Annotated in this window: 17 protein-coding genes; 6 read left to right on the top strand and 11 right to left on the bottom strand. The window is 73.2% G+C overall.

Translation table 11 applies throughout. The features are described 5' to 3' along the window. Positions 1-34 precede the first annotated feature (34 nt). Entirely contained in the window at positions 35-1,270 is a 1,236-nt protein-coding gene (locus ACQVFL_RS23315) for a D-arabinono-1,4-lactone oxidase (protein WP_431727601.1), read from the top strand. A gap of 128 nt (positions 1,271-1,398) precedes the next feature. On the opposite strand, the gene ACQVFL_RS23310 is transcribed toward ACQVFL_RS23315, so the two are convergent. The 6 genes from ACQVFL_RS23310 to ACQVFL_RS23285 all read right to left on the bottom strand — a co-directional run bounded on the left by ACQVFL_RS23310 (position 1,399) and on the right by ACQVFL_RS23285 (position 6,723). Next, entirely contained in the window at positions 1,399-2,538 is a 1,140-nt protein-coding gene (locus tag ACQVFL_RS23310) for a site-2 protease family protein (RefSeq protein ID WP_431727600.1), read from the bottom strand. Between the two features lie 177 nt (positions 2,539-2,715). Then, positions 2,716-3,135, bottom strand: coding sequence for a PIN domain nuclease (locus tag ACQVFL_RS23305; RefSeq protein ID WP_431727599.1), 420 nt, complete (start codon positions 3,133-3,135; stop codon positions 2,716-2,718). Then, positions 3,132-3,338, bottom strand: a complete 207-nt coding sequence (locus tag ACQVFL_RS23300; protein WP_431727598.1) for a type II toxin-antitoxin system VapB family antitoxin — start codon at positions 3,336-3,338, stop codon at positions 3,132-3,134. Before ACQVFL_RS23300 ends, ACQVFL_RS23305 begins: the two co-directional genes overlap by 4 nt. Before the next feature lie 113 nt (positions 3,339-3,451). Then, positions 3,452-4,297, bottom strand: coding sequence for an SDR family NAD(P)-dependent oxidoreductase (locus ACQVFL_RS23295; RefSeq protein WP_431727597.1), 846 nt, complete (start codon positions 4,295-4,297; stop codon positions 3,452-3,454). Then, a complete protein-coding gene (locus ACQVFL_RS23290; protein ID WP_431727596.1) occupies positions 4,209-5,063 on the bottom strand; it encodes a L,D-transpeptidase in 855 nt (284 codons plus the stop codon). The genes ACQVFL_RS23295 and ACQVFL_RS23290 overlap by 89 nt, the downstream gene beginning before the upstream one ends. A 211-nt stretch (positions 5,064-5,274) precedes the next feature. Beyond that, on the bottom strand, positions 5,275-6,723 hold the full coding sequence (locus ACQVFL_RS23285) for an alpha-amylase (RefSeq protein ID WP_431727595.1): 1,449 nt from the start codon (positions 6,721-6,723) through the stop codon (positions 5,275-5,277). 296 nt (positions 6,724-7,019) lie between these two features. Between ACQVFL_RS23285 and ACQVFL_RS23280 the strand changes: the two genes are divergently transcribed. The 4 genes from ACQVFL_RS23280 to ACQVFL_RS23265 all read left to right on the top strand — a co-directional run bounded on the left by ACQVFL_RS23280 (position 7,020) and on the right by ACQVFL_RS23265 (position 11,938). Continuing rightward, the gene (locus ACQVFL_RS23280; protein ID WP_431727594.1) at positions 7,020-8,807 is read left to right on the top strand and encodes a hypothetical protein; all 1,788 of its coding nucleotides are present in this window, start codon (positions 7,020-7,022) and stop codon (positions 8,805-8,807) included. Beyond that, positions 8,804-10,270, top strand: a complete 1,467-nt coding sequence (locus tag ACQVFL_RS23275; RefSeq protein ID WP_396693385.1) for an NADH-ubiquinone oxidoreductase-F iron-sulfur binding region domain-containing protein — start codon at positions 8,804-8,806, stop codon at positions 10,268-10,270. Before ACQVFL_RS23280 ends, ACQVFL_RS23275 begins: the two co-directional genes overlap by 4 nt. Before the next feature lie 157 nt (positions 10,271-10,427). After that, positions 10,428-11,021 (top strand): TlpA family protein disulfide reductase, encoded by a 594-nt coding sequence (locus ACQVFL_RS23270; RefSeq protein ID WP_431727593.1) that lies wholly within the window; start codon positions 10,428-10,430, stop codon positions 11,019-11,021. Further along, the gene (locus ACQVFL_RS23265) at positions 11,021-11,938 is read left to right on the top strand and encodes a cytochrome c biogenesis CcdA family protein (protein WP_431727592.1); all 918 of its coding nucleotides are present in this window, start codon (positions 11,021-11,023) and stop codon (positions 11,936-11,938) included. Before ACQVFL_RS23270 ends, ACQVFL_RS23265 begins: the two co-directional genes overlap by 1 nt. Here ACQVFL_RS23265 and serS read toward each other — a convergent pair. From serS to ACQVFL_RS23240, 5 genes are all read right to left on the bottom strand, one after another. Beyond that, positions 11,925-13,205 carry a serine--tRNA ligase gene (gene serS, locus ACQVFL_RS23260; RefSeq protein WP_431727591.1) on the bottom strand — a complete coding sequence of 427 codons (1,281 nt, stop codon included), beginning with the start codon at positions 13,203-13,205 and terminating at the stop codon, positions 11,925-11,927. The genes ACQVFL_RS23265 and serS overlap by 14 nt on opposite strands. Positions 13,206-13,322: 117 nt before the next feature. Further along, on the bottom strand, positions 13,323-14,393 hold the full coding sequence (locus ACQVFL_RS23255) for a MerR family transcriptional regulator (RefSeq protein ID WP_431729876.1): 1,071 nt from the start codon (positions 14,391-14,393) through the stop codon (positions 13,323-13,325). A gap of 125 nt (positions 14,394-14,518) precedes the next feature. After that, a complete protein-coding gene (locus tag ACQVFL_RS23250; RefSeq protein ID WP_431727590.1) occupies positions 14,519-15,691 on the bottom strand; it encodes a saccharopine dehydrogenase family protein in 1,173 nt (390 codons plus the stop codon). Between the two features lie 12 nt (positions 15,692-15,703). Next, a complete protein-coding gene (locus tag ACQVFL_RS23245; RefSeq protein ID WP_431727589.1) occupies positions 15,704-16,891 on the bottom strand; it encodes an alcohol dehydrogenase catalytic domain-containing protein in 1,188 nt (395 codons plus the stop codon). After that, positions 16,888-17,259, bottom strand: a complete 372-nt coding sequence (locus ACQVFL_RS23240; protein ID WP_431729875.1) for a hypothetical protein — start codon at positions 17,257-17,259, stop codon at positions 16,888-16,890. Before ACQVFL_RS23240 ends, ACQVFL_RS23245 begins: the two co-directional genes overlap by 4 nt. Before the next feature lie 258 nt (positions 17,260-17,517). Between ACQVFL_RS23240 and ACQVFL_RS23235 the strand changes: the two genes are divergently transcribed. After that, a complete protein-coding gene (locus ACQVFL_RS23235) occupies positions 17,518-20,337 on the top strand; it encodes a LuxR C-terminal-related transcriptional regulator (RefSeq protein WP_431727588.1) in 2,820 nt (939 codons plus the stop codon). Positions 20,338-20,400: the final 63 nt, after the last annotated feature.

Below are 20,400 nucleotides of genomic sequence, written 5' to 3'. Positions count from 1 at the left end.
GACGGTAACCGTCGGCAGGGCAGGGGGAGGTCGCGTGTCGACGCAGCGCAACTGGGCGGGCAACATCCGGTACTCCGCACGGGCGCACCACCGGCCGTCGTCCCTGGACGAGCTGCGTGAGCTGGTCGCCGGCAGCGACCGGATCCGGGCGGTGGGCAGCGGACACTCCTTCAACCGGCTCGGCGACACCACCGGCGACCTGGTCGACCTGTCCGGGCTGCCGGACACGATCCGCCTCGACCCGCAGCGCCGGACCGTCGACGTCCCGGCCGCGATCCGCTACGGCGACCTGGCCACCTGGCTGCACCAGCGGGGGTACGCGCTGGCCAACCTGGCCTCCCTGCCGCACATCTCGGTGGCCGGCGCGGTCGCCACCGGCACCCACGGTTCCGGTGTCACCGTCGGCAACCTGGCCACCGCCGTCGCCGGACTCGAACTGGTCACCGGCACCGGTGACCTGCACACCGTCGACCGGGACTCGGCCGACTTCGCCGGCACGGTCGTCGCCCTCGGCGCGCTCGGCGTGGTCACCCGGCTCATCCTGGACGTGGTGCCGACCTACGACATCCGGCAGTACGTGCGGCTGGACCTGCCCCGTGCCGCGCTGGACGAGGCGCTCGCCGCCGCGTACAGCGTCAGCGTCTTCACCGACTGGCGCTCCACCCTCGGTACCCAGGTCTGGCGCAAGCAGCTCGCCGACCAGCCGCCACCGCCCGCCGACTGGCTCGGCACCACCGCGGCCGACCGGCCCTGGCACCCGGTGCCCGGCATGCCGACGGTCAACTGCACCGAGCAGCTCGGGGTGGCCGGGCCATGGCACGAGCGGCTGCCGCACTTCCGGCTCGGCTTCACCCCGAGCAGCGGCGACGAGTTGCAGTCCGAGTACCACCTGCCGCGCGCCGACGCCGCGCAGGCGCTGGCCGCACTGGACGAGGTGGCCCACCTGATCGCCCCGGTGTCGCAGACCAGCGAGCTGCGGACCATCGCCGCCGACACGCTGTGGCTGAGCCCGCAGTACGACCGGGACACCCTCGCCGTCCACTTCACCTGGATCGCCGACACCACCAAGGTGCTGCCGGTGCTCGCCGAGGTGGAACGTGCCCTGGCCCCCTTCGCCCCGCGCCCGCACTGGGGCAAGGTGCACACGCTGTCGCCCGAGGCCGTCGCGGCCACGTATCCCCGCTGGGCGGACTTCGCCGCGCTGCTCACCCGGCTGGACCCGGCGGGTAGGTTCCGCACCGAGGAACTGGACCGTCTCTTCCCCCGCTGACCTCTCAGAAGATCAAGATCGTGCTCGATCCGGGATCGAGTGGTCTCGGAGCGGTGCTGACACCACTCGATCCCGGATCGAGCACCGTCTCAGTCGAGGCCAGCGCCAGTGGGCGCCCGGCGGTGACGTCAGCGGCCGGCGGTGACCTGGTCGCGCATGCTGCCGCGCTGCACGGCACGGCTGATGTCGCTGGGCGAGACGATGCCGACCAGGCGATCGTCGGCGACCACCAGCGCCCGCCCGTCGGCGCAGTCGTTGAGCCGGGGCAGCAGGTCGGTGAGCTGCTCGTCGGGGGAGGCGAGCACCAGCTCGTCGGAGCGGCAGGCCACCGACTCCAACGTCGTACCGTCCCGCTCGTCACTCGGCACACCGCGTACCCGGTCGAGCGTGACCAGGCCGACCGGTCGGCCGTCCTCGGTCAACGGCAGCGCGGTGTGCCGGTATGCGAACAGATAGTTGTCCACGAAGTCGGCCACCGTCATCTCTCCCGAGGCGGTCTGCGGCTGCGGGGTCATCACGTCGGCCACCCGGATCCCGCGCAGCGCCGAGCCCACCCGCGCCTGCCGCTCCTCCAGGCTGGCCGCGCCGATCAGGAACCAGCCGATCAGAGCCAGCCAGAGCCCGCCGACACCGGCACCGGTCAGGAACCGGAACAACCCGAAGCCGATCAACGCCAGGCCCAGCACCCACCCGGCCCGGGCCGCCACCACCGTCGCCCGGGTCCGATCCCCGGTGGCCTTCCACACCGCCGCCCGCAGCAGCCGCCCACCGTCCAGCGGGGCGGCCGGCAGGATGTTGAATACCGCCAGCAGCAGGTTGATCCCGCCCAGCCAGGCCATCACCCCCAGCCACAGCCCGTGCACCCCGGCGACGCTGAGCAGCATCGCGAGCACCCCGAAGAACGCGCCGATGATCAGGCTGACCAGCGGCCCCACCCCGGCGATCCGCAGCTCGGCACCGGGCGTACGGGCCTCCCCACGCAACTCCGCCACGCCCCCGAACAGCCAGAGGGTGATCCCGCCGACGCCCAACCCGTTGCGCTTGGCCACCACCGCGTGCGACACCTCGTGCGCCAACAGGCCCAGGAAGAACACGATGGCCGCCGCCAGCCCCGCCAGCACGTACGCGACCACCGACCGGTCCGGGTACGACACGGGGAACAGGCTGGCCGACAGGCCCCACCAGATCAGCGCGAAGATGACCAGGACGCTCCAGTTGACCCCGACGGGTACGCCCACGATCCGGCCGAGCCGGAAACTCGCCCTCATGTGTGGCTGATACCCCCACAGGTCGTTTCCATGCCAGCCCGGAACGTCACCGATCGCGCCGACTGGCCGCTTCCCGTGGCCGGCCGCTGGTCAATCGTCGCGAATGGCCGGCCGTGGCAGAGCGTCGGCGGGGCTCTGGAGCGCCTGTCGAGGGCCTGGGCGCGGGTAGAGCGATCGTCAGTCGGCGGTGCCGGCCGGCACCACCCAGGCGGTGGGCTGGCCGGTGATCGTACTGATCATGTCGTAGTCGCCGTCGTAGTGCAGCACCGTGGCTCGATGCCGTTCCGCGGTGGCGCTGATCAATAGGTCAGCCATGGAGAGCGCTCGGTGGTTGCCTCTGTGCAGCGCCTGAAGCTGGATCTCGATCGCCCGGTCCCAGACCTCGTCCGGCGTGGGCAGCCAATGGAAGCCGCCGAGTAGCCAGCGAGCGCGCTGAGCCTCCTTTGCCGTCCGGGCGCTCTGGATCACCTCGATCTCTATCGAACCGCAGACCGCCAGTAAGCCGCGCTCGGACAGTTCGTCGAGGACAGGCGCTACGGCCGGCTTGGGCCAGCGGGCGAGTGCGGATTTGTCGAGCAGGTACAGCTCTCGACTCACGCCGCATCCGGCTGCACGCCGGTGTGGCCGGTGAGGCCCGGCAGTCCACCACCCTTGAGCCAATCGGCGAACTCGCGGCGCTTCTCTCGGTCGACGGCAGCCTTCAACGCCGCGTTGACAGTCGCCTTCTTCGTGGTCGTGCCGAAGATCTTGGCGGCTTCTGCGAGTAGCTCGTCATCGACGTCGAGGATCGTCCTGCTCATCGCTTGGTCCTTCCGGTTCTCAGCGACACTGGCCTGATGATATCAAAGTTCGGTGATCTTGATATCATCGCTCGCGGCCGTGGTCGAGCCGGGTGTCGCCGCTTTTCGCGCGATCACAGGTCGGAGACCTGGCCACCGCCGGTGCCGCTGAGCATGCCACCGCCGACCACGACGCTCGTAACGGTCAGGAAGCTCATCCCGGCCGAGGCGAGGGCCAACGTGGCGCTCGTCATCTCCTCCGGCTTGGCCATCCGGCGTAGGCCGTCCACGTTGACGCGGCCCCATTCGGCCTTTCCGGCTGCCGGTGATGCCCGGCGGGCGTTGCGCCTCCACCAGCGCGGTTTCGGTGGTGCCGGGGCCAGCGAGACGTACTGGCCCAGCTCGATGGCGGCAGTACGGAAGGTCCCGGTGACCGCGCTCTTGCTCGACGAGTACGCGGAGAGGCCGTACCGGGTGATGAACTCGTTGGCGGAGCCGGTGACCAGGATGACGCCGCCCTTGGCCTTGTGCGGGATCTGGTACTTGATGGAGAGGAAGACGCCCCGGGTGCTGGTCTCCGCGTGACTGTCACAGTCGGTCACGCTCGTCTGCTCCAGGGCGGTCCACGGTTCCTGGATTCCGGCGTTGTCGAACGCCACGTCCACCCCGCCGTAGCGCTGGGCGATCCGGTCCACGAAGGACTTCACCTCGGCCGGACGCCGGACGTCGGCCCGCAGGTAGGTCGCCTCGATAGATCGAGGTACGCGAGCTGAAGAAGGTGCTGCGCGGCAACCTCGTCCCGATCGTCGGCTGAGCCGGGTGCGATGGAGGGCCGTACCCGCAGTCGGTCCGCTCCGGCGGTGCTCGTCGCGCGGGGCGGGGCCGGTCCGCTCAGGCGGTGGCCGGTGCGGCGGGTAGTTCGTCGACCACCACCACCGGGCTGCCCTCGGGCACCTCGGCCAGCAGTTGCCGCTGACCACTCGGGGTGAGCCGGATGCATCCGTTGGTGGTCTGCTGGCCCAGTTCGCCGTCGTGGTACCAGGTGTGGATGCCGATGTGGGCGCCGCGCAGCCCGTCCGGCACCGAGTCCGGGTCGTCGGGGATCGAGCCGAGGGCGTAGATGTCGACCCCGCCGTAGACGCTCTCCGGCGGTGGGGTGCGACCCAGGACGAACGTACGGCCCAACGGTGTCTCCTGGCCGCGCTGGCCCAGGCTGACCTGCCAGGTACGGCGGGCGACCCCGTCGCGGTACCAGGTGAGGCGGTACGGCACCCGTTCCACCACGATCTGGTCCCGCAGCGCGACGGTCCGGAAGCCACCGGGCGGCAACCAGGCCAGCTTGCGATTGGCCGACGGCAGCAGCACGGCGGTCCAGCCCTGCTCGCGTCGGGCGATCGGCACGGTGAGCGGCACCTCGCTGATGGTGGGCATCAGGAAGGCGACCGGTCGCCCGCCCGGCCCGTCGTACGCGGCGAGTCGCCGGGTCGGTCGCAGCCCCTCGGTCAACGGGGTGGTGTCCAGGGTGTCCGGATCGTCGGGGAAGCCGGCCGGTGCCGGGTCGTAGGCGATCTCGGGCAGGCCGTCCGGTGCCGGTGCGGCCGACGGGACGATCTCGTCGAGCGGTGGCAGGGTGGTACTCGGCATCTCGGCCCGGTCGCTCGGCCCGGCGATCGGTGCCGGCGTCGACGAGGGCGTCAGCGCCCACCCCGCGTACGCCGACCCACCCAGCAGCACGGCAATGCTCACTGCCGCGACGACCCCCCGCCGCTCCCTACCCCAATCCCCAATCCGCACAACCAACCCTAACAACTCAGACACCCCAAAAACCCCACTTCACCCACCCCACCCACCACCCTGGACCGAGTTGATCAAGAAGTTCGCGTCACGCCCGGGGTCGAATCCGGACCCAAAGTTCTTGATCACCTCACGAGGGGTGGGCGCGGTGGGTGGGTGGGGGTTAGGGGAGGCGGGCGTTGGTGTGGAGGGCTATGGCGTCGTGGGCGGGGACGGTGGCGGCGAACCAGCCGTTGGCGTCGACGGTGATGACCGGGCCGCTGCACGTGCCGTTGGTGAAGGTGCCGTGGATGACGTCGCAGTAGCGGCCGGCGGGCAGCCCGGTCTGGTACGAGCGGCCGGTGATCGGGAAGTCCTCGTCGTTGATGGTGACGAAGCCCCGGCCGGTACGGCTGAAGGCGATGTGCTGGTAGCCGTTGTCGTACCAGTTGCTGACGCCGGTGCCCTCGGTGGCGTTGCGGAAGCCGACCATGTTCGCGATCACCGGCCAGCGGTGCTCGCACTCCCACCCGGAGTAGCAGGTGGTGTTCAGCGTCCTGTTGGTGCCGTCCGAGGGCGGACCCGCGTCGCGGTTGGTGATGGTGTAGCTGGACATCACGGTCGGTGAACCGTACGGCCAGGCCAGCATGAAGGCGTTGGCCAGTGCGTACGTGCCCCGGTCGCGGTAGGTGAGCACCCCGCCGTCGTCGCGCTGGGTGTCGTGGTTGTCCACGAAGACCGACGACACCGAGCTGGGCAGATGGCCCCAACCCTCGCCGAAGTTACGCAGGTAGGCGAGTCGTTCGGTGCGGAAGACCCGGGCCAGGTCCTTGCCGTAGCGGAACTCGTGCACGTCGCCGTTGCCGGTGTACTCCTCGGGCCGGACCGGTTCGCCGGCACCGTAGATGACCTCCTGCACCACGTACGCGGGGCGGTTCAGGCGGCGCAGGATGTCGGCGATGTCGGCGGCGGGCATGTGCTTGCTGGCGTCGAGCCGGAAGCCGTCCACGCCGAGTGACAGCAGGTCGTTGAGGTACCCGGCCAGCCGTGACCGGACGTACTCGGAGCCGGTCTTGAGGTCGGCGAGGTTGACCAGCTCGCAGTTCTGCACCTCGTAGCGGTCGAGGTAGTCGACGATGTCGTCGTTGCCGTTGCGACCGCAGTAGTGGAAGTCCTGCGCCTGGTAGATGCCGGGGTAGACGTGGTGCTGGTAGGTGGACCCGGCCCAGCCGGTGCCGCCGTTGGTCTGGCCGGACATGTGGTTGACGACGGCGTCGACGATCACCTTGACGCCGGCCGCCTGGCAGGTGGCCACCATGGACCGGAACTGCTCCCGGGTGCCCTTGCGGGATTCGATCCGGTAGCTGACCGGCTGGTAGGCGACCCACCACTGGTTGCCGCGTACGTGTTCCTGCGGGGGTGAGACCTGGACGTAGCCGTAGCCCTTGGGGCCGAGTGTGCTCGTGCACTCGGCGGCCACCGAGGGCCAGTTCCACTCGAAGAGGTTGGCGATGACCTTCTTGCCGCCGGTCGGGGCGGCGGCGGCCGGGGGTGTGGTCACGGTGCCGGGTGCGAGGAGGCCGGCGATCACGGCGAGAGCGATGATCGCCGGGCGGAGTCGACGTCGACGCATCGGGTGCTCCTGGGTGGCGGAGGAAGGGGGGTGATGGTGCGACTGCCCGGGTCTTGCAGTCGGGCCTGAAAGTTTCAGCAAGGTTACAAGCGCATTTCGGCGCCTGTCAATGCATGGACGGTCGTGACTGCGTCCGGGGAGGCGGCGGAACCGCTACACGCGCCGGGCCGGGGGACGGTTCGACAACTCGTCGAGAAATTTTCGGTCCGAGCTAATCCGACTGAACGCTACGGACGTACTGGTGGGGGGAACAGGGTCGGCCGGCGGTGCGCCGCCGCGAGACGATCGAGGAGCTAATGGCCCGGGCTACGCAGAACGAGAAGGCGCCTGCCGTCCGTACCAGCACCAGCACCAGAGGCATCCGGGTACGGTCCCGTAGCCAGATCCTGGCGCTGTCGGCGTCCGGCATCGCGGCGTTGTGGGCGCTGATGATGCTCACCAGCGCCGGTCAACGGGCGTACGCCATGGGCTTCTTCTTCACGGAGTTCTTCGCCGGTGTGATCTGCCTGGTCGCGCTGAGCCTGACCGTGATGATGGGGCTGCTGGCCACCGACCGGCTGGTGCTGCTGATCCGGCACCGGGTGCTGTTGCAGTCGGCGCACCGGGCCACCGGCATCCTCGGCGTCGCCGGCCTGGTCTTCCACGTGATCACGAAGATCGCCAGCGGCCGGGCCGGGGTGACCGACGCGGCGGTGCCGTTCGTCGGCGGCCGGGGACTCTACGTCGGCCTCGGCACCATCGCCGCGCTGCTCATGGTGGGTGTGCTCTGGACCGGCATCATCCGGGCCCGGTTCGCCGACGTCGGTCCCAAGTGGCTGTGGCGTGCCCTGCACTCGATGGCGTACCTCTCCTGGCCCTTCGGCATCTTCCACGGCCTCGGTGCCGGGCGCGCGCCGGCCACCTGGGTCAGCCTCAGCTACTGGCTCTGCGTGGTGCTGGTGGTGGTGGCGCTGCTGGTCCGCCTCTCGGTCAGCCTCCAGCGTCGGAGCCGCGAGCAGCACCAGGCCGCCGCGCTCAACGAGGCGATGACCGGTGGCAAGTCCACCGAGGAGACCCGGGGCAAGGGCCTGCTCGGCACCCTGACCGGCCGCCGCGCCGAGGGCGAGGACGGTCGGGAGAAGCGGGTCCGGCGCGACATGAGCTGGGCCGAGAGCACCTCCGGCACCTGGGCCAGCCCGACCATCCGGCGCAACGACCCGGAGCGGTTCACCGTGCCGGTGGTCCCCGAGCCGGGCAGTCTGCGCGAGCCGGTACTTCCCGGCCGGGACCGCCTCGACGAGGAGCTGGAGCCGGTGGTGCGGCGTCCCTCGCGCCGCGAGGAGGAGGAGTTCGAGCGGGCCATCCGCCGCGAGACCGAGCTGATGGAGCCGGTGACCAGACGGCGTGACGAGGAACCGGCCGGTCGACGTACGGTCCGGCGCGACGACGAGCTGGAGTCCACCGGGCGGCGCGCGTACCGCCGGGACGAGGAGGAGCTGGAGCCCGTGGGCCGCCGGGTCCGCGAGGACGATGAGCCGGTCCGGCGCCGTGCCTCCCGCCGCGAGGAGGAGCGCGAGTCGGTGGGCCGACGCTCCGCGCGCCGCCGCGAGGAGGAGCCGGAGTACGAGCGCGAGCCGGGCGGCCGACGCCGCCGCGACGACGAGGAGACCGGCCGGTACCGCCGCTCCCGGGTGGATGACGATGCGGGCACCCGCTACTCGTCCCCGCCCCGCCGCCGCACCGACGAGCCGGAGGAGCCCTGGGACAGCCCGCGTCGCTGGGAGTCGAACGCCCCGATCTCGGCCGGCCCGATCTCCGGCGCGCCGATCTCCGGTTCGCCGATCTCGGGTACGCCCATCTCCGCCGAGCCGCGCAGCGGCGGCGGGCGGCACAGCGTGGAGGACGACGTGCCCGAGGCGGAGAACGACTACTGGCGGCCCCCGGCCCGGTACGCCACGGAGGACGCCGTGGACGACGACACCCCGACCCTGGTCGACCTCGCCTCCCGGCGCGCCCGCCGGGCGTCGGACAGCCGCCGCCGTCGGGCCGACCCGGACAAGGTGGACGGTGCCTACTGGGCCGGGCTGCGAGGGGAGGCCAAGTGACCGAGCGTGCTGTCGTCCCGCCGGTGGCCTGTGTCGGTGAGCCCCGGCTCACCGCCGGGTTCGCCGAGTTCGGCCGACTCGACCTGCGGGCGCACGAGATGGTGCACGGCCCGATCAGCCCGATGGAGCCGTCCAACCTGCTGCGTCTCGCCGAAGGCATCCAGCTCAAGGGCAAGGGCGGCGCCGGGTTCCCGTTCGCCCGGAAGTTGCGGGCGGTGCTGGAGTCCTGTGAACGCCAGGACCTGCCGCCGGTGGTGGTGGTCAACGCCACCGAGGGGGAGCCGGCGAGCTGGAAGGACAAGGTGATCCTCACCCGGGCCCCGCACCTGATCCTGGACGGCGCGGCACTGGCCGCGTTCGCGTTGGACGCCGAGGAGATCGTGCTCTGCGTGGCCGACGACCTGGTCGGCCGGGACTCCCTGATGGAGGCGCTGGACGAGCGGCGGATGCCGGCGCCGACCAGCGTGGTGACGGTGCCGCACCGGTTCATCAGCGGGGAGGGCGGTGCGCTGGTCAACGGGATCAACGGGCTGCCGCACATCCCGCCCGGCACCAAGAAGCGCTCCAGCGACTCCGGCGTGAGCAACCTGCCCACCCTGCTCTCCAACGCCGAGACGTACTCGCAGCTCGCGGTGGCCGCCCGCCTCGGCCCGTACGAGTACGCGGCGCTCGGCACCGACGACGAGCCGGGCACCGTGCTGCTCAGCGTGACCGGCGCGGCCAAGCGGCACGCGGTGGTCGAGTGCGCGGCCGGCACCCCGCTGCGCGAGATCCTCGAACTCTGCGAGGTGCCCGACGGGCCGGGCATCCTGATGGGCGGCTACCACGGCAAGTGGATCACCAGGGAGGCGGCGGAGAAGGCCGAGGTCTCCCGCAAGGGACTCGCCGCCGTCGGCGGGACCCTCGGTGCCGGCATCATCGTGCCGCTCGCCAACGACACCTGCCCGCTCGGCGAGGCCGCCCAGGTGGTGCGCTACCTGGCCGGCGAGTCGGCCGGGCAGTGCGGACCGTGCAAGCGCGGACTGCCCGACCTGGCCCGCGCGGTCGACCTGGCGGTCTCCGGCAGCGCGCCGGTGGAGGTGGTCCGGGCCGCCGCCGGTGACGTCAAGGGGCGCGGCGCGTGCAGCCACCCCGACGGTACGTCCCGCTTCGCGCTGTCGGCGATGGAGGTCTTCGCCGACGACCTCAAGAAGCACACCACCGGCGAGGGCTGCGGCCGACGGGTCAAGGGCATGATGGGCCTGCCCGGAGCCCCCGATCCGGATCCACAGAAGCTGGTCCTGGACTGGTCGCGGTGCGACGGCCACGGCCTCTGCGCCCACGTGGTGCCGGACTTCATCCGACTCGACCAGAACGGCTACCCCGCCTTCCCGCCCACCCCGGTGCCGACCTGGCTGCGGGAGGGCGCCTCGAAGGCGGTCAAGGTCTGCCCGGAGCTGGCGTTGCGGCTGACCAAGGCCTGAGCGTGCCGCGACCGGAGCCGGCACCGGGCAGGCGTGTCGCGACCGAAGCGGGGTGCGTGCGCGTGCCGCGACCGAAGCGGGAGTGCCCGCGCGCGGTGACCGAAGCGGGACCGGGCGGGCGGCCGGTGGCCGTACCAGCGAACCGAAGGAGACACCGATGAGGCCGGTCCGACAGACGCGACGTGCCATCGGTCCGGTCGTCGTCCTGCTCGCCGCCGCGCTGGCGGCCGGCGGCTGCGGTGCCGGGGGCTCGGTCGAGGAGGCTGCGGCCGTGCCGGAGCCCCCGCCCGCCTCGGCGTCTGCGGAGCCCGCCGGACCCACGCCCGGTCCAACCGCCCCGGTGCCGGTGCCCGACACCCTTCGGTTCACCGGGCAGACCCTGGCCGGTACGGAGTTCGACGCCGCCGCCCTGGCCGGTCGCCCGGTGGTGCTCTGGTTCTGGGCACCCTGGTGTGCCACCTGCGCCAGCCAGGCGTGGACCATCGCCGAGATCGAACCCGGCTTCCGCGACACCGTGCCGATCGTCGGCGTCGCCGGGCTCGGCGAACGCAAGGCGATGACCGACTTCGTCACCGAGTTCGAACTCGGCCCGATGCCGCAGATCGACGACCGGCAGGGCGCGCTCTGGAAGCGGTTCGGAGTCGTCGAGCAGAGCACCTTCGTGATCATCGATCGCGAGGGCAAGGTCGCGCACAAGGGGTGGCTGGACGGGGAGGACCTCACCCGCCGGGTCACCGCGCTGGCCGCCTGATGGAGGCACCGCTCCTGCTCGCGCTGACCGCGGGCATGCTCGGCGCGGTCAACCCGTGCGGCTTCGCGATGCTGCCGGCGTACCTGTCGCTGCTGGTCGCCGGGGCCACCGACACCCGGGGCGCGGTCGGTCGGGCGCTCACCGCCGCCGCCGCGCTCACCTGCGGGTACGTGCTGGTGTTCGGCGCCTTCGGCCTGGCCCTGGCCCCGTTCGCCGGTTGGCTGCGTCCCCGGCTGCCGTGGTTCACCGTCGGGCTCGGACTGCTGCTCCTGCTGCTCGGCTGCTGGCTGCTCGCCGGACGACGGCTGCCCAGCCTGCGTCCGCTGACCCGGGCGCCCCGACTGACCCGCAGTTGGCCGTCGATGGTGCTGTTCGGCATGGCGTACGCGGTCGCCTCGCTGGGCTGCGCCATCGCGCCCTTCCTGGCGATCGTGGTGACCAGCCTCCAGGCCGGGTCGACCGGACGCGGGCTGGCGCTGTTCGGGGCGTACGCCCTGGGGATGGGTCTGGTGGTCGCGGTGGCCGCGCTCGGCGTGGCGCTGCTGCGCGGCGAGGTGGTGGCCCGACTGCGGGGCGCGGGGGCCTGGGCCCCTCGGGTGAGTGGCCTGGTACTGCTGCTCGCCGGTGGCTACGTGGCCTGGTACGGCTGGTACGAGGCGCGGCTGGCCGCCGGTCGTCGCGAGGCGCTCGCCGATCCGGTGGTGAGCGCCGCCGCCGGTGTCCAGCGTTGGCTGGCGGCGACCCTGGACAGCGTGGGTCCGGCGGTGCTGGCCGCGGTGGTCGGCGTGCTGGTGCTCGCCGGCCTGCTGCGAAGGAAGGGCACCTTGTTAACGTCTGCGGTAGAGCAGGGGACCCCTGCTCACACCGCACGGGGGCCGCACGCGGCGACCCCCGACGAACCGGTCAGCGCGGGGTGAGTAGGTCGGTGCCGATCCGGTCGCGGAGCACCTCGGGCACCAGCACCGAACCGTCGGGCTGCTGGAACTGCTCCAGGATCGCCGGCAGCAGGCGGCTGGTCGCCAGCGCCGAGCCGTTCAGCGTGTGGACGAACCGGGTCTGCTTGCCACCCGGCTCGCGGTAGCGGATCGCCGCCCGGCGGGCCTGGTAGTCACCGCCCCAGGAGACCGACGAGACCTCCTTGTACTTGCCGGTGCTGGGCATCCACACCTCGATGTCCAACGTCTTGCGCATCGAGGCGCTGGAGTCGCCGGCCGCCAGCAGGCTGCGCTGGTAGTGCAGGCCCAACCCCTCGACCAGGCTCTCCGCGTGGGCGACCATCTGTTCCAGCGCGGCGTCGGCCTGCTCGGGCAGGGTGAACTGGAAGATCTCCACCTTGTTGAACTGGTGGCCCCGCACGGTGCCACGCTCGTCGGAGTGCGAGCCCGCCGCCTCCCGGCGGTAGCAGGGGGTGTACGCGAACACCCGCAGCGGCAGCTTCCCGGTATCCAGGATCTCGTCCTGGTACGCGCCGAGGATCGCCGTCTCCGCCGTCGGCAGCAGGAACTGCCCGCGCGGGGCCGACTGCTTGTCCAGGTGGTACACGTCGTCGTAGAACTTCGGGAACTGGCCGGCGGCGAAGCCCGCGGTGTCCAGCAGCAGGTGCGGCGGGAGCAGGAACTCGTACCCGGCCTCGATGTTGCGCTCGATCAACCAGTTGACCAGCGCCCACTCCAGGCGGGCGCCCAGCCCGGTGTACATCCAGAAGCCCGACCCACCCAGCTTGACGCCGCGCTCGTGGTCGACCAGGCCCAGGGCCCGGCTCAACTCGACGTGGTCACGGATCTTCTCGATCGGCGGGGGCGCACCGAAGGTCTTCACCACCCGGTTGGCCTCCTTGCCGCCCGGGACCACGTCGTCGGCGGGCAGGTTGGGCAGCTCGCTCATCACGCTGCGCAGCCGGGCCTGCACCTCGTCGAGTTCGCTCTCCAACTCGGCGATCTGCTTGCGGCCGACCTCGGAGGTCGCCTCCGGCTCGACACCGGCCCGCTTCGCCTGCGCGTACGCCCGGGCCTCGGCCTTGCGACGCTGGCGTTCCCCGTCGATCTCACTGATCAGCCGGCGACGCTCCCGGTCGAGCTGCTGGATGTCGTCCAACGCCCGGTCGACCTCGGCGGCCTCCAGCCGCTTCGCCAGCGCGGTCGCCACCGCGTCGCGATCCTTCCGGATCAACTCCATGTCGAGCATGCTGCTCCGTACGCCTCCGTCCGGAAGTCGGGTGGACTACCAGATGCTACCGCCGCGCCCGGATCGCCCCGACTCCCGCACCCGGCACACCGATCCTGTTCGGCGGCGCGCGCTCGGTCAGAGCCGGATCGGCATCAGGATGGAGAAGGCGCCCTCGTCGTCCGGACGGCGGATCGCCAGCGGGGTGACCGGGCTGTCCAGTTCGAGCACCAGCCGGCTACCCCCGGCCGCGTCGAGCGCGTCGAGCAGGTACGCACCGTTCACGCCGACCCGCAGGTCGTCGGCGTGGTGCGGGTCGTCGGGGCCGAGCAGCCGCAGCCCGTCGCCCGTCCCCATCCCGAGTACGGTCACCGGCAGCGGGGCACCGGCGTACTCGAGGGTCAGCGTCGGACCGCCCGCCCGTAGCGCGCCGGCCAGCCAGTCGGCGTCCACCGTGACGCGGCGGGTCGGCCCGTGCTCGCCCGCCCGGGGCAACAGCACGTGATAGTCGGGGAAGTCGTCGGGCAGCGCCGTGACGTGCAGCTCCCGACCGGCCACGTCGGCGTGCAGACCGGACGTGGTCAGCGTCAGCCGTACCGCGTCCGTCTCGACGTCCGGGTCGGTCAGCAGTCGACTGAGCCGGTCCACCGCCGCCAGCGGCAGCAGCGTACGCACCGTCGGGCCGTGCACCGCCCCGTCGGCGGTCGCCACCGCCAGCCGGTGCCGGTCGGTCGCCACCAGCCGTACGCCCGTGTCGCCCACGTCGAACAGGACACCGGTGAGCGCTGGCAGCTCCGGGTCGGTCCCGACGGCGAACCGGACGGCGTCCACGGCAGCGGCCAGTCCCGTGCGGTCCAGGACGATCCGGGTGGCGGCCGTGGACTCATCGACCGGCACCAGTGCCCGAATCCGGGAGACCTCGCGGCGCGCGTCGGCCAGTCCGTCGGCCAACCGGCGCAGTTGGGTGTCGAGCAGCCGGTGCACGACGGCCGGTTCGGCGCGTACCGCCTGGGCGATCTCGGCCACCGGCAGGCCGACCCGGCGCAGTCCGGCGACGAGCCGGGCCGTGGCGACCTGGTCGTCGGTGTAGCGGCGGTACCCGGTCACCGGGTCCACCCGGGCCGGCACCAGGACCCCGGCGGCGTCGTAGAACCGCAGGGCACTCACCGTCAGCCCGCTGTCCCGGGCCACCTCGCCGATGCTGCGCAGGTCACGCTCCACCTCGCAGATCCTGCCGCCTCGACCAGGTCGAGGGTCAACCCGGGTGCCGGGCGGATGTGAGGAGGGGGCCCCTCCTATGCACGAGGCGTTAGTAAGGTGCCCTTCCTTTCACCTCACCGGAGGACGCGGAAGGTGAGGCCGGCGCTGGTGAGTCGGGTCAGCAGTGCGTCGCCCATCGCGGTCACCGGCGTGACCTGGCCGGACGTGGCCGGCAGGTCGTCCAGGGCGAGGCAGAGGGCGGACTCGGCGAGCATCTTGGCGGTCTCGTCGTAGCCGGGGTCGCCGCCGGCCACCTCGGTGACCACGCGGTGACCGCCGCCGGTGCCGACGAAACGGACCCGGAACCACGACGTGGCCCGCTGCGCGGCGCTCGGGCCCTGGCCGGAGGCGAGCCGGCCGAGCAGCCAGCGGCGGGCCGGGGGCAGCCGGGTCAGTCCGGCCAGCGCGCCCAGGCCGACGCCGGCCACCAGCACGGTGGGCAGGCGCTTGACCGCTGCGAAGTGCCGGTAGCGGAAGTCCGGCCCGTACTCGGGGCGGGCCTCGGCCGAGCGGCGGACCACCTGCGGGTCGATGGTCGGCAGCGGCACCGCCCAGACCGGCAGGTCCTGCGAGCGGGCCAGCCTGCCCGGCACGGCCCGGACCCGGCGGTCGGTGGGACGCGGTTCGACCGCCCGCCGTTCGCGGGCCACCCGGGACGTCTCGGTCCGCCGGGAGAAGGCGGTCAGCGCCGAGTGGTACGTGCCGGCGGAGAAGCGCCCACCGGCCCGTACGTAGCCGTCCACGCTGATCGGCACGTCGGCCGGGAGCTGCTTGACGGTGAACCAGACGCCCAGGTCGTGCGGAATCGAGTCGAAACCGCAGGCGTGCACCAGCCGGGCGCCGGTGCGGGTCGCCTCGGCGTGGTGCCGCAGGTACATCCGGTCGACGAACTCGGGTTCGCCGGTGATGTCGAGGTAGTCGGTGCCGGCGGTGGCGCACGCCGCGACCAGCGGTTCCCCGTGGTGCACGTACGGGCCGACGGTGCTGGCCACCACCCGGGCCTGCGCGGCCACCGCCCGCAGCGAGTCCGGGTCGGTGACGTCGGCGGTGAGCAGGGGCAGGTCGGTCAGGGACGGCGTGATCGCGACCAGCCGCTCCCGGACCGTGGCGAGCTTGTCGGGGTTACGCCCGGCGATCGCCCAGCGGAGTCCGGCCGGCGCGTGGCGGGCCAGGTACTGCGCGGTCAGCTCCCCGGTGAACCCGGTCGCCCCGAACAGCACGACGTCGTACGTCCGTTCCGCAGCCATCCCGCGATGATGTCATTCACCAGGCCGGACGTCGATCGACGGCGACTCGTGCGGGGTGAACACGGCTCGCAGGCAGTCGTCGGGGTGGTCGCGGAACAACGCGTACCCCTGGGCCGCCCGCTCCAGCGGGAAGTGGTGCGTGGCCAGGTGCTCGGTTCGCAGCTCGTCGCGGGCCATCCGGTCCAGCAGCATCGGGACGTAGCGCCGGCCGTGCTGTCGCGCTCCCCGCACGGTGAGCCCCTTGTGCACCACCGCGCCGGTCGGGAACGCGTCGACGACGCGCGCGCCGCCGTTGAGCACGAAGACGGTGCCGCCCTTACGGCAGGCGTGCACCGCCTCGCGCAGCGCCTCGGGCGCACGGCGGCGTCCGGTGAAGCGGTCCGCCAGGGACCGGGGCTCCTCGGCCGCCCCGCCGACCGCCTCCACGCAGACGTCCGGCCCCCGGCCGCCGCTGAGTTCGCGCAGTTCCGCGAGCACGTCGGTGTGGCGCAGGTCGAGGGTTTCCGCGCCGGTGTGCTGACGGGCCATCAGCAGCCGGCCCGGGTGCCGGTCGACGACCACCACCCGGTCGGCGCCGAGCAACCCGGCCGCGCGGGCGGTCAGTTGCCCGACGGCACCGGCGCCCCAGACCGCCACCACGTCGCCGGGACGGACCGCACCCAGGTCGGCGCCCATCCAGCCGGCTGGTGCGGCGTCCGAGGCGAACAGGGCCCGGTCGTCGCCGACGGACTCCGGCACGGTGAATGCTCCGACGTCGGCGTACGGCACACGGACGTACTCGGCGTGGCTGCCGGCGAAGCCACCGGCGGCCCGGGGCTGACCGAAGCAGCCCGCGACCGGATGCCCCCACTCCGCCTCCCCGGCGGCCGGCTCGGTGCTGCCGTTGTCGCAACACCCCGGCAGCCCGCGTCGGCAATACCAGCAGGCGCCGCAGGCCACCGAGGCGCAGACCACCACCCGGTCGCCGACCCGGTGACGGCGGACCGCCGGACCCACCTCCAGCACGTCGCCGAGGAACTCGTGGCCGAGCACGTCGCCGGGGGAGAGACCGGGTGCCCGCCCGGCGAGCAGCGACAGGTCGTCGCCGCAGGTGGCGCTGCGGCGTACCCGGACGATCATGTCCTGGTCGTTGCGCAGCTCCGGGTCCGGGACCTGGCGCACGGCCAGTTCCCCGCCGGAGGTCCAGCACAGCGCCCTCATCCCGGCGGGCGCGCCGGTCGGTCGGTGGACGGTCGGTCGGCGCGCAACACCTCACCGGCCTCGGCGATCTGCTTGACCTGCCACAACGCCCGGCGGACCAGGAGCTGCGGGTCGTCGCCGACCAGATGTGCGGCGAACCCGGGCACGGCGGTGTCGGGCAGCGGGCGGGCGGCCAGCTCGACGCCCCGGCCACCGGGCGCGGTACGCAGCCGGACATCCACCGCGCCGTCGAGCCGACGCAGCGGCTCGGGCCAGCCGCGTGTCGGCAGCACCTGCTCCGCCGGCCGGTCGACCGTCACCACCTGCCAGCGCCCGACCCGGGCACCGGCGTGGCCACCGCCGCGTGCGGTCCAGCGCCGCGCGATCACCGCGCGGGCGGTACGGGCCGCCCCCTGACCGAGGACGCCGGCCACCGCGACGACCGTCCTGACCCGTCCCACTTCGCACCTCCGGATCCGTGTCCGCCCCGATCGTCCGGATCGGCGGCCCGACCAGCGGACGGAACCTCCCCACGCTCGCCCGGGGTCAGGTGAACCCGGCTCGCCCCGAAGGGGTGAACCGCTGCCGGAGGGGTAACCGCTCGCCGCAGGACCGGGGAGGAGTACGCGTCCGTGGGGGTGGGCCGGATGCCGGATGACCGCAGCACCGTACGGACCGCCGGGGCGGTCGGCGTACCGGCCGGCCCGCCCCTGCTGGCGTCGCGGCTGACGCCTGCCGTACTCCCGAGACCGGTGGTGCTGCGTCCCCGACTGGCCCGGCTGCTGGACGAGGGCGTGGCGTCGCCGGTCACGCTGGTCCGCGCGCCCGCCGGGTGGGGCAAGACCACTCTGCTCGCGTCGTGGCGGCAGCAGGCCGTGACCGGGGCCGACCCGCACACCTCGGCACCGGCCTGGATCTCGGTGGAGGCCGGCGACGACAGTGACCGTCTCTGGTCGTACCTGTCGGCGGCGCTACGGTCGGTCACCGATCCGGGAGCGGATCCGGCCGCGACACCGGTGCCCGACCGGGCCCCGCGCCCGGACGAGCTGGAGGTGCTCGCCGCCGCCCTGGCCGCCCGGGAACGACCCGTGGTGCTGATCCTGGACGACCTGCACCGCGTCACCGATCCGGCCGCCCTGGCCGGACTGGAGTTCCTGCTGCGCCACACCGGGCAGCGGCTGCGCGTGGTGGCGGCCGGACGTGCCGGTCTGCCGCTGGCGGTGCACCGGCTCCGGCTGGCCGGTGAACTGACCGAGATCGGTCCGGCCGATCTGGCCTTCACCACCGACGAGGTGGCCGACCTGCTGACCGCGCACGGGGTGGCGGTGCCGGCCGCCGCCGTCGAGCGGCTGCGCGGACGTACCGAGGGGTGGGCGGCGGCGTTGCGGATCGCCGCGCTCGGGCTGCACGGCCAGCCGGACCCGGACCGGTGGATCAGCCAGCTCGGCGCGGACCAACCGGAGGTCGCCGGTTATCTGCGCGAGGAGGTGCTCGCCGGGCTGGACCCGGCCGACCGGGACCTGCTGCGCCGGGCGGCGGTCACCGACACGGTCTGCGCCGGGCTGGCGGAGGCGCTGACCGGCGACACCGACGCCGAGGCGCGGCTCGGCGCGCTCGCCGAGGACGCCGGGCTGCTGCACCCCGACGGTGGGCGTCCGGTGTGGTACCGCTGCCATCCGCTCCTGGCCGACCTGCTGCACCGCGAACTGGCCCGGCTGCCCGCCGAGGAGCAGCGGGACCTGCACGGCCGCGCGGCGAGCTGGTATGCCGACAACAGTCGACCGGCCGACGCGCTGCGGCACGCGCTCGTCGCCGGGGACTGGACGAGGGCGACCGACCTGTTCGTGACCGACTGGCCGGAGTTGACGTACGACCGGGGCGGCCCCTCCGGTCCGGTACCCGCACCGCCCCCGGCGGAGGCGGTGTCGCGCGACCCGGAACTGGCGCTGGCCTGTGCCGCCCAGCGGGCCCTCGACGGCGACACCGACGCGGCCCATCAGCATCTGCGGCTGGCCGCCGGGCACGCCCGCGCCCTGCCGGAGCCGCGCCGTGGCCGGTTCGCCCGGCTGGTCGCCGCCGTGGAGCTCACCCTGGCCCGGCTGGCCGGTGACCCCGAGGCGGTACGCGTCGCCGTCACCCGCCTACTCGCCACCCGCCCCGAGGCCGCGCGATCCGCCGCCGCATCCTCTGCCGCCGCATCGCCCGCCATCGCGGAGCCCGCCGTCGGGGCGGCCACTGCCGGGCGGCTCGACCTCACCGCCCCGGACGAGGGTGCGGCGGTACGTGTTGAGCGCCCACGGTCGGGCACCGGGGACGACGCCGACGTGCGGGCGGTGGCCGGTACCGCCTCGGCTCTGCTCGCCCTCGACGACGGTGACCTGGCCGGCGCGGCGAGCGGGTTCGCGACGGCGCGGGCGGCAGCCCGGTCGGCCGGTCGCCCGCGCACCGAACTGGTCTGCGCCAGCCGGTGGGCGCTGCTCGCGGCGCTGCGCGGTGAGCTGCGCGCGGCCGAGGAGGCGGCCCGTGTCGCGCTCGCCCTGCCGCCCTGTCAGGGCTGGTCGGCGCAGCTCGACTGCGGGTACGCCTACCTGGCGTTGGCCCTGGTGGCGGTGCACCGGGACCAGGCCACGGAGGCCGAGGCGAACCTGACCCTGGCGGCACCGGCGGGCGCGGAGGCGACGGCCGGCGCGGTGGCGGCCTGGTGCCGGGCGTACCTGCGCGGCGACGAGGGTGATCTCGCCGTGGCACACCGGCTGCTGGTGGAGGCCCGGACCCACTGGTCCGGCCGGGGCGGTGACCTGGACGCCCGGCTGCGGGCGGCCGAGGCGGACCTGCACCGCGCCCGGGGCGACCTGCCGACGGCACGGGACCTGGCCGGTGACCCACCGGCGGCGGCACCGTTGGCGGTGGCCGCCGCCCGGGTCGCACTGCGGGCCGGTGATCCGCGCGCCGCCGCCCGCCTGCTGCCGGACTGGGCGTCGTCGGTCGACTGGCCGCTGCCGGTACGCCTGGACGCCGCACTACTGGAGGCGGTGCTCGCGGCCCGCGAAGGCGACGGTCGGCGGGCCGGCCGGACCGTGGAACAGGCGCTCGACCTGGCGGCCCCGGACGGGTACCGGCGGCCGTTCACCCGGGCCGAGCCGGGGCTGCGGGACCTGCTCGCCGCCCATCTGGACTCCGGTACGGCGCACTGGCCGATGGTCAGCGACCTGGTCCGCGCCGTCGAGGTGCCCGACGAGCGGGGTGCGGCGGACGGGCCGGTGGCGGCACTCGACGAGCCGTTGACCGAACGGGAGCTGACCATCCTGCGGTACCTGCAGAGCATCCTGTCCAACGTGGAGATCGCGGCCGAGCTGTCCGTCTCGGTGAACACCGTCAAGACGCACGTCCGCAACATCTATCGCAAGCTGGACGCCACCCGCCGCCGCGACGCGGTCCGCCGGGCCCGCCAACTGCGCCTCATCTGACCCGCACGAGTCGGACGCCGGACGCGGATCCGACGCCCGGACACGACGGTGGCGGGTGAGCAC

This window comes from Verrucosispora sp. TAA-831 (assembly GCF_050780145.1).
Lineage (GTDB): Bacteria > Actinomycetota > Actinomycetes > Mycobacteriales > Micromonosporaceae > Micromonospora.
Note: the sequence above shows the minus strand (reverse complement) of the source record. Positions and strands in the feature narration are given on the sequence as shown.

Excerpts from the sequence above, each read along its gene's own strand:
- ACQVFL_RS23310 (WP_431727600.1), bottom strand. The coding sequence starts at position 2,538 with ATGAGGGCGAGTTTCCGGCTCGGCCGGATCGTGGGCGTACCCGTCGGG.
- ACQVFL_RS23300 (WP_431727598.1), bottom strand. The coding sequence starts at position 3,338 with ATGAGCAGGACGATCCTCGACGTCGATGACGAGCTACTCGCAGAAGCC.
- ACQVFL_RS23285 (WP_431727595.1), bottom strand. The coding sequence starts at position 6,723 with ATGCGTCGACGTCGACTCCGCCCGGCGATCATCGCTCTCGCCGTGATC.
- ACQVFL_RS23280 (WP_431727594.1), top strand. The coding sequence starts at position 7,020 with ATGGCCCGGGCTACGCAGAACGAGAAGGCGCCTGCCGTCCGTACCAGC.
- ACQVFL_RS23270 (WP_431727593.1), top strand. The coding sequence starts at position 10,428 with ATGAGGCCGGTCCGACAGACGCGACGTGCCATCGGTCCGGTCGTCGTC.
- ACQVFL_RS23265 (WP_431727592.1), top strand. The coding sequence starts at position 11,021 with ATGGAGGCACCGCTCCTGCTCGCGCTGACCGCGGGCATGCTCGGCGCG.
- serS (WP_431727591.1), bottom strand. The coding sequence starts at position 13,205 with ATGCTCGACATGGAGTTGATCCGGAAGGATCGCGACGCGGTGGCGACC.
- ACQVFL_RS23250 (WP_431727590.1), bottom strand. The coding sequence starts at position 15,691 with ATGGCTGCGGAACGGACGTACGACGTCGTGCTGTTCGGGGCGACCGGG.
- ACQVFL_RS23245 (WP_431727589.1), bottom strand. The coding sequence starts at position 16,891 with ATGAGGGCGCTGTGCTGGACCTCCGGCGGGGAACTGGCCGTGCGCCAG.
- ACQVFL_RS23235 (WP_431727588.1), top strand. The coding sequence starts at position 17,518 with ATGCCGGATGACCGCAGCACCGTACGGACCGCCGGGGCGGTCGGCGTA.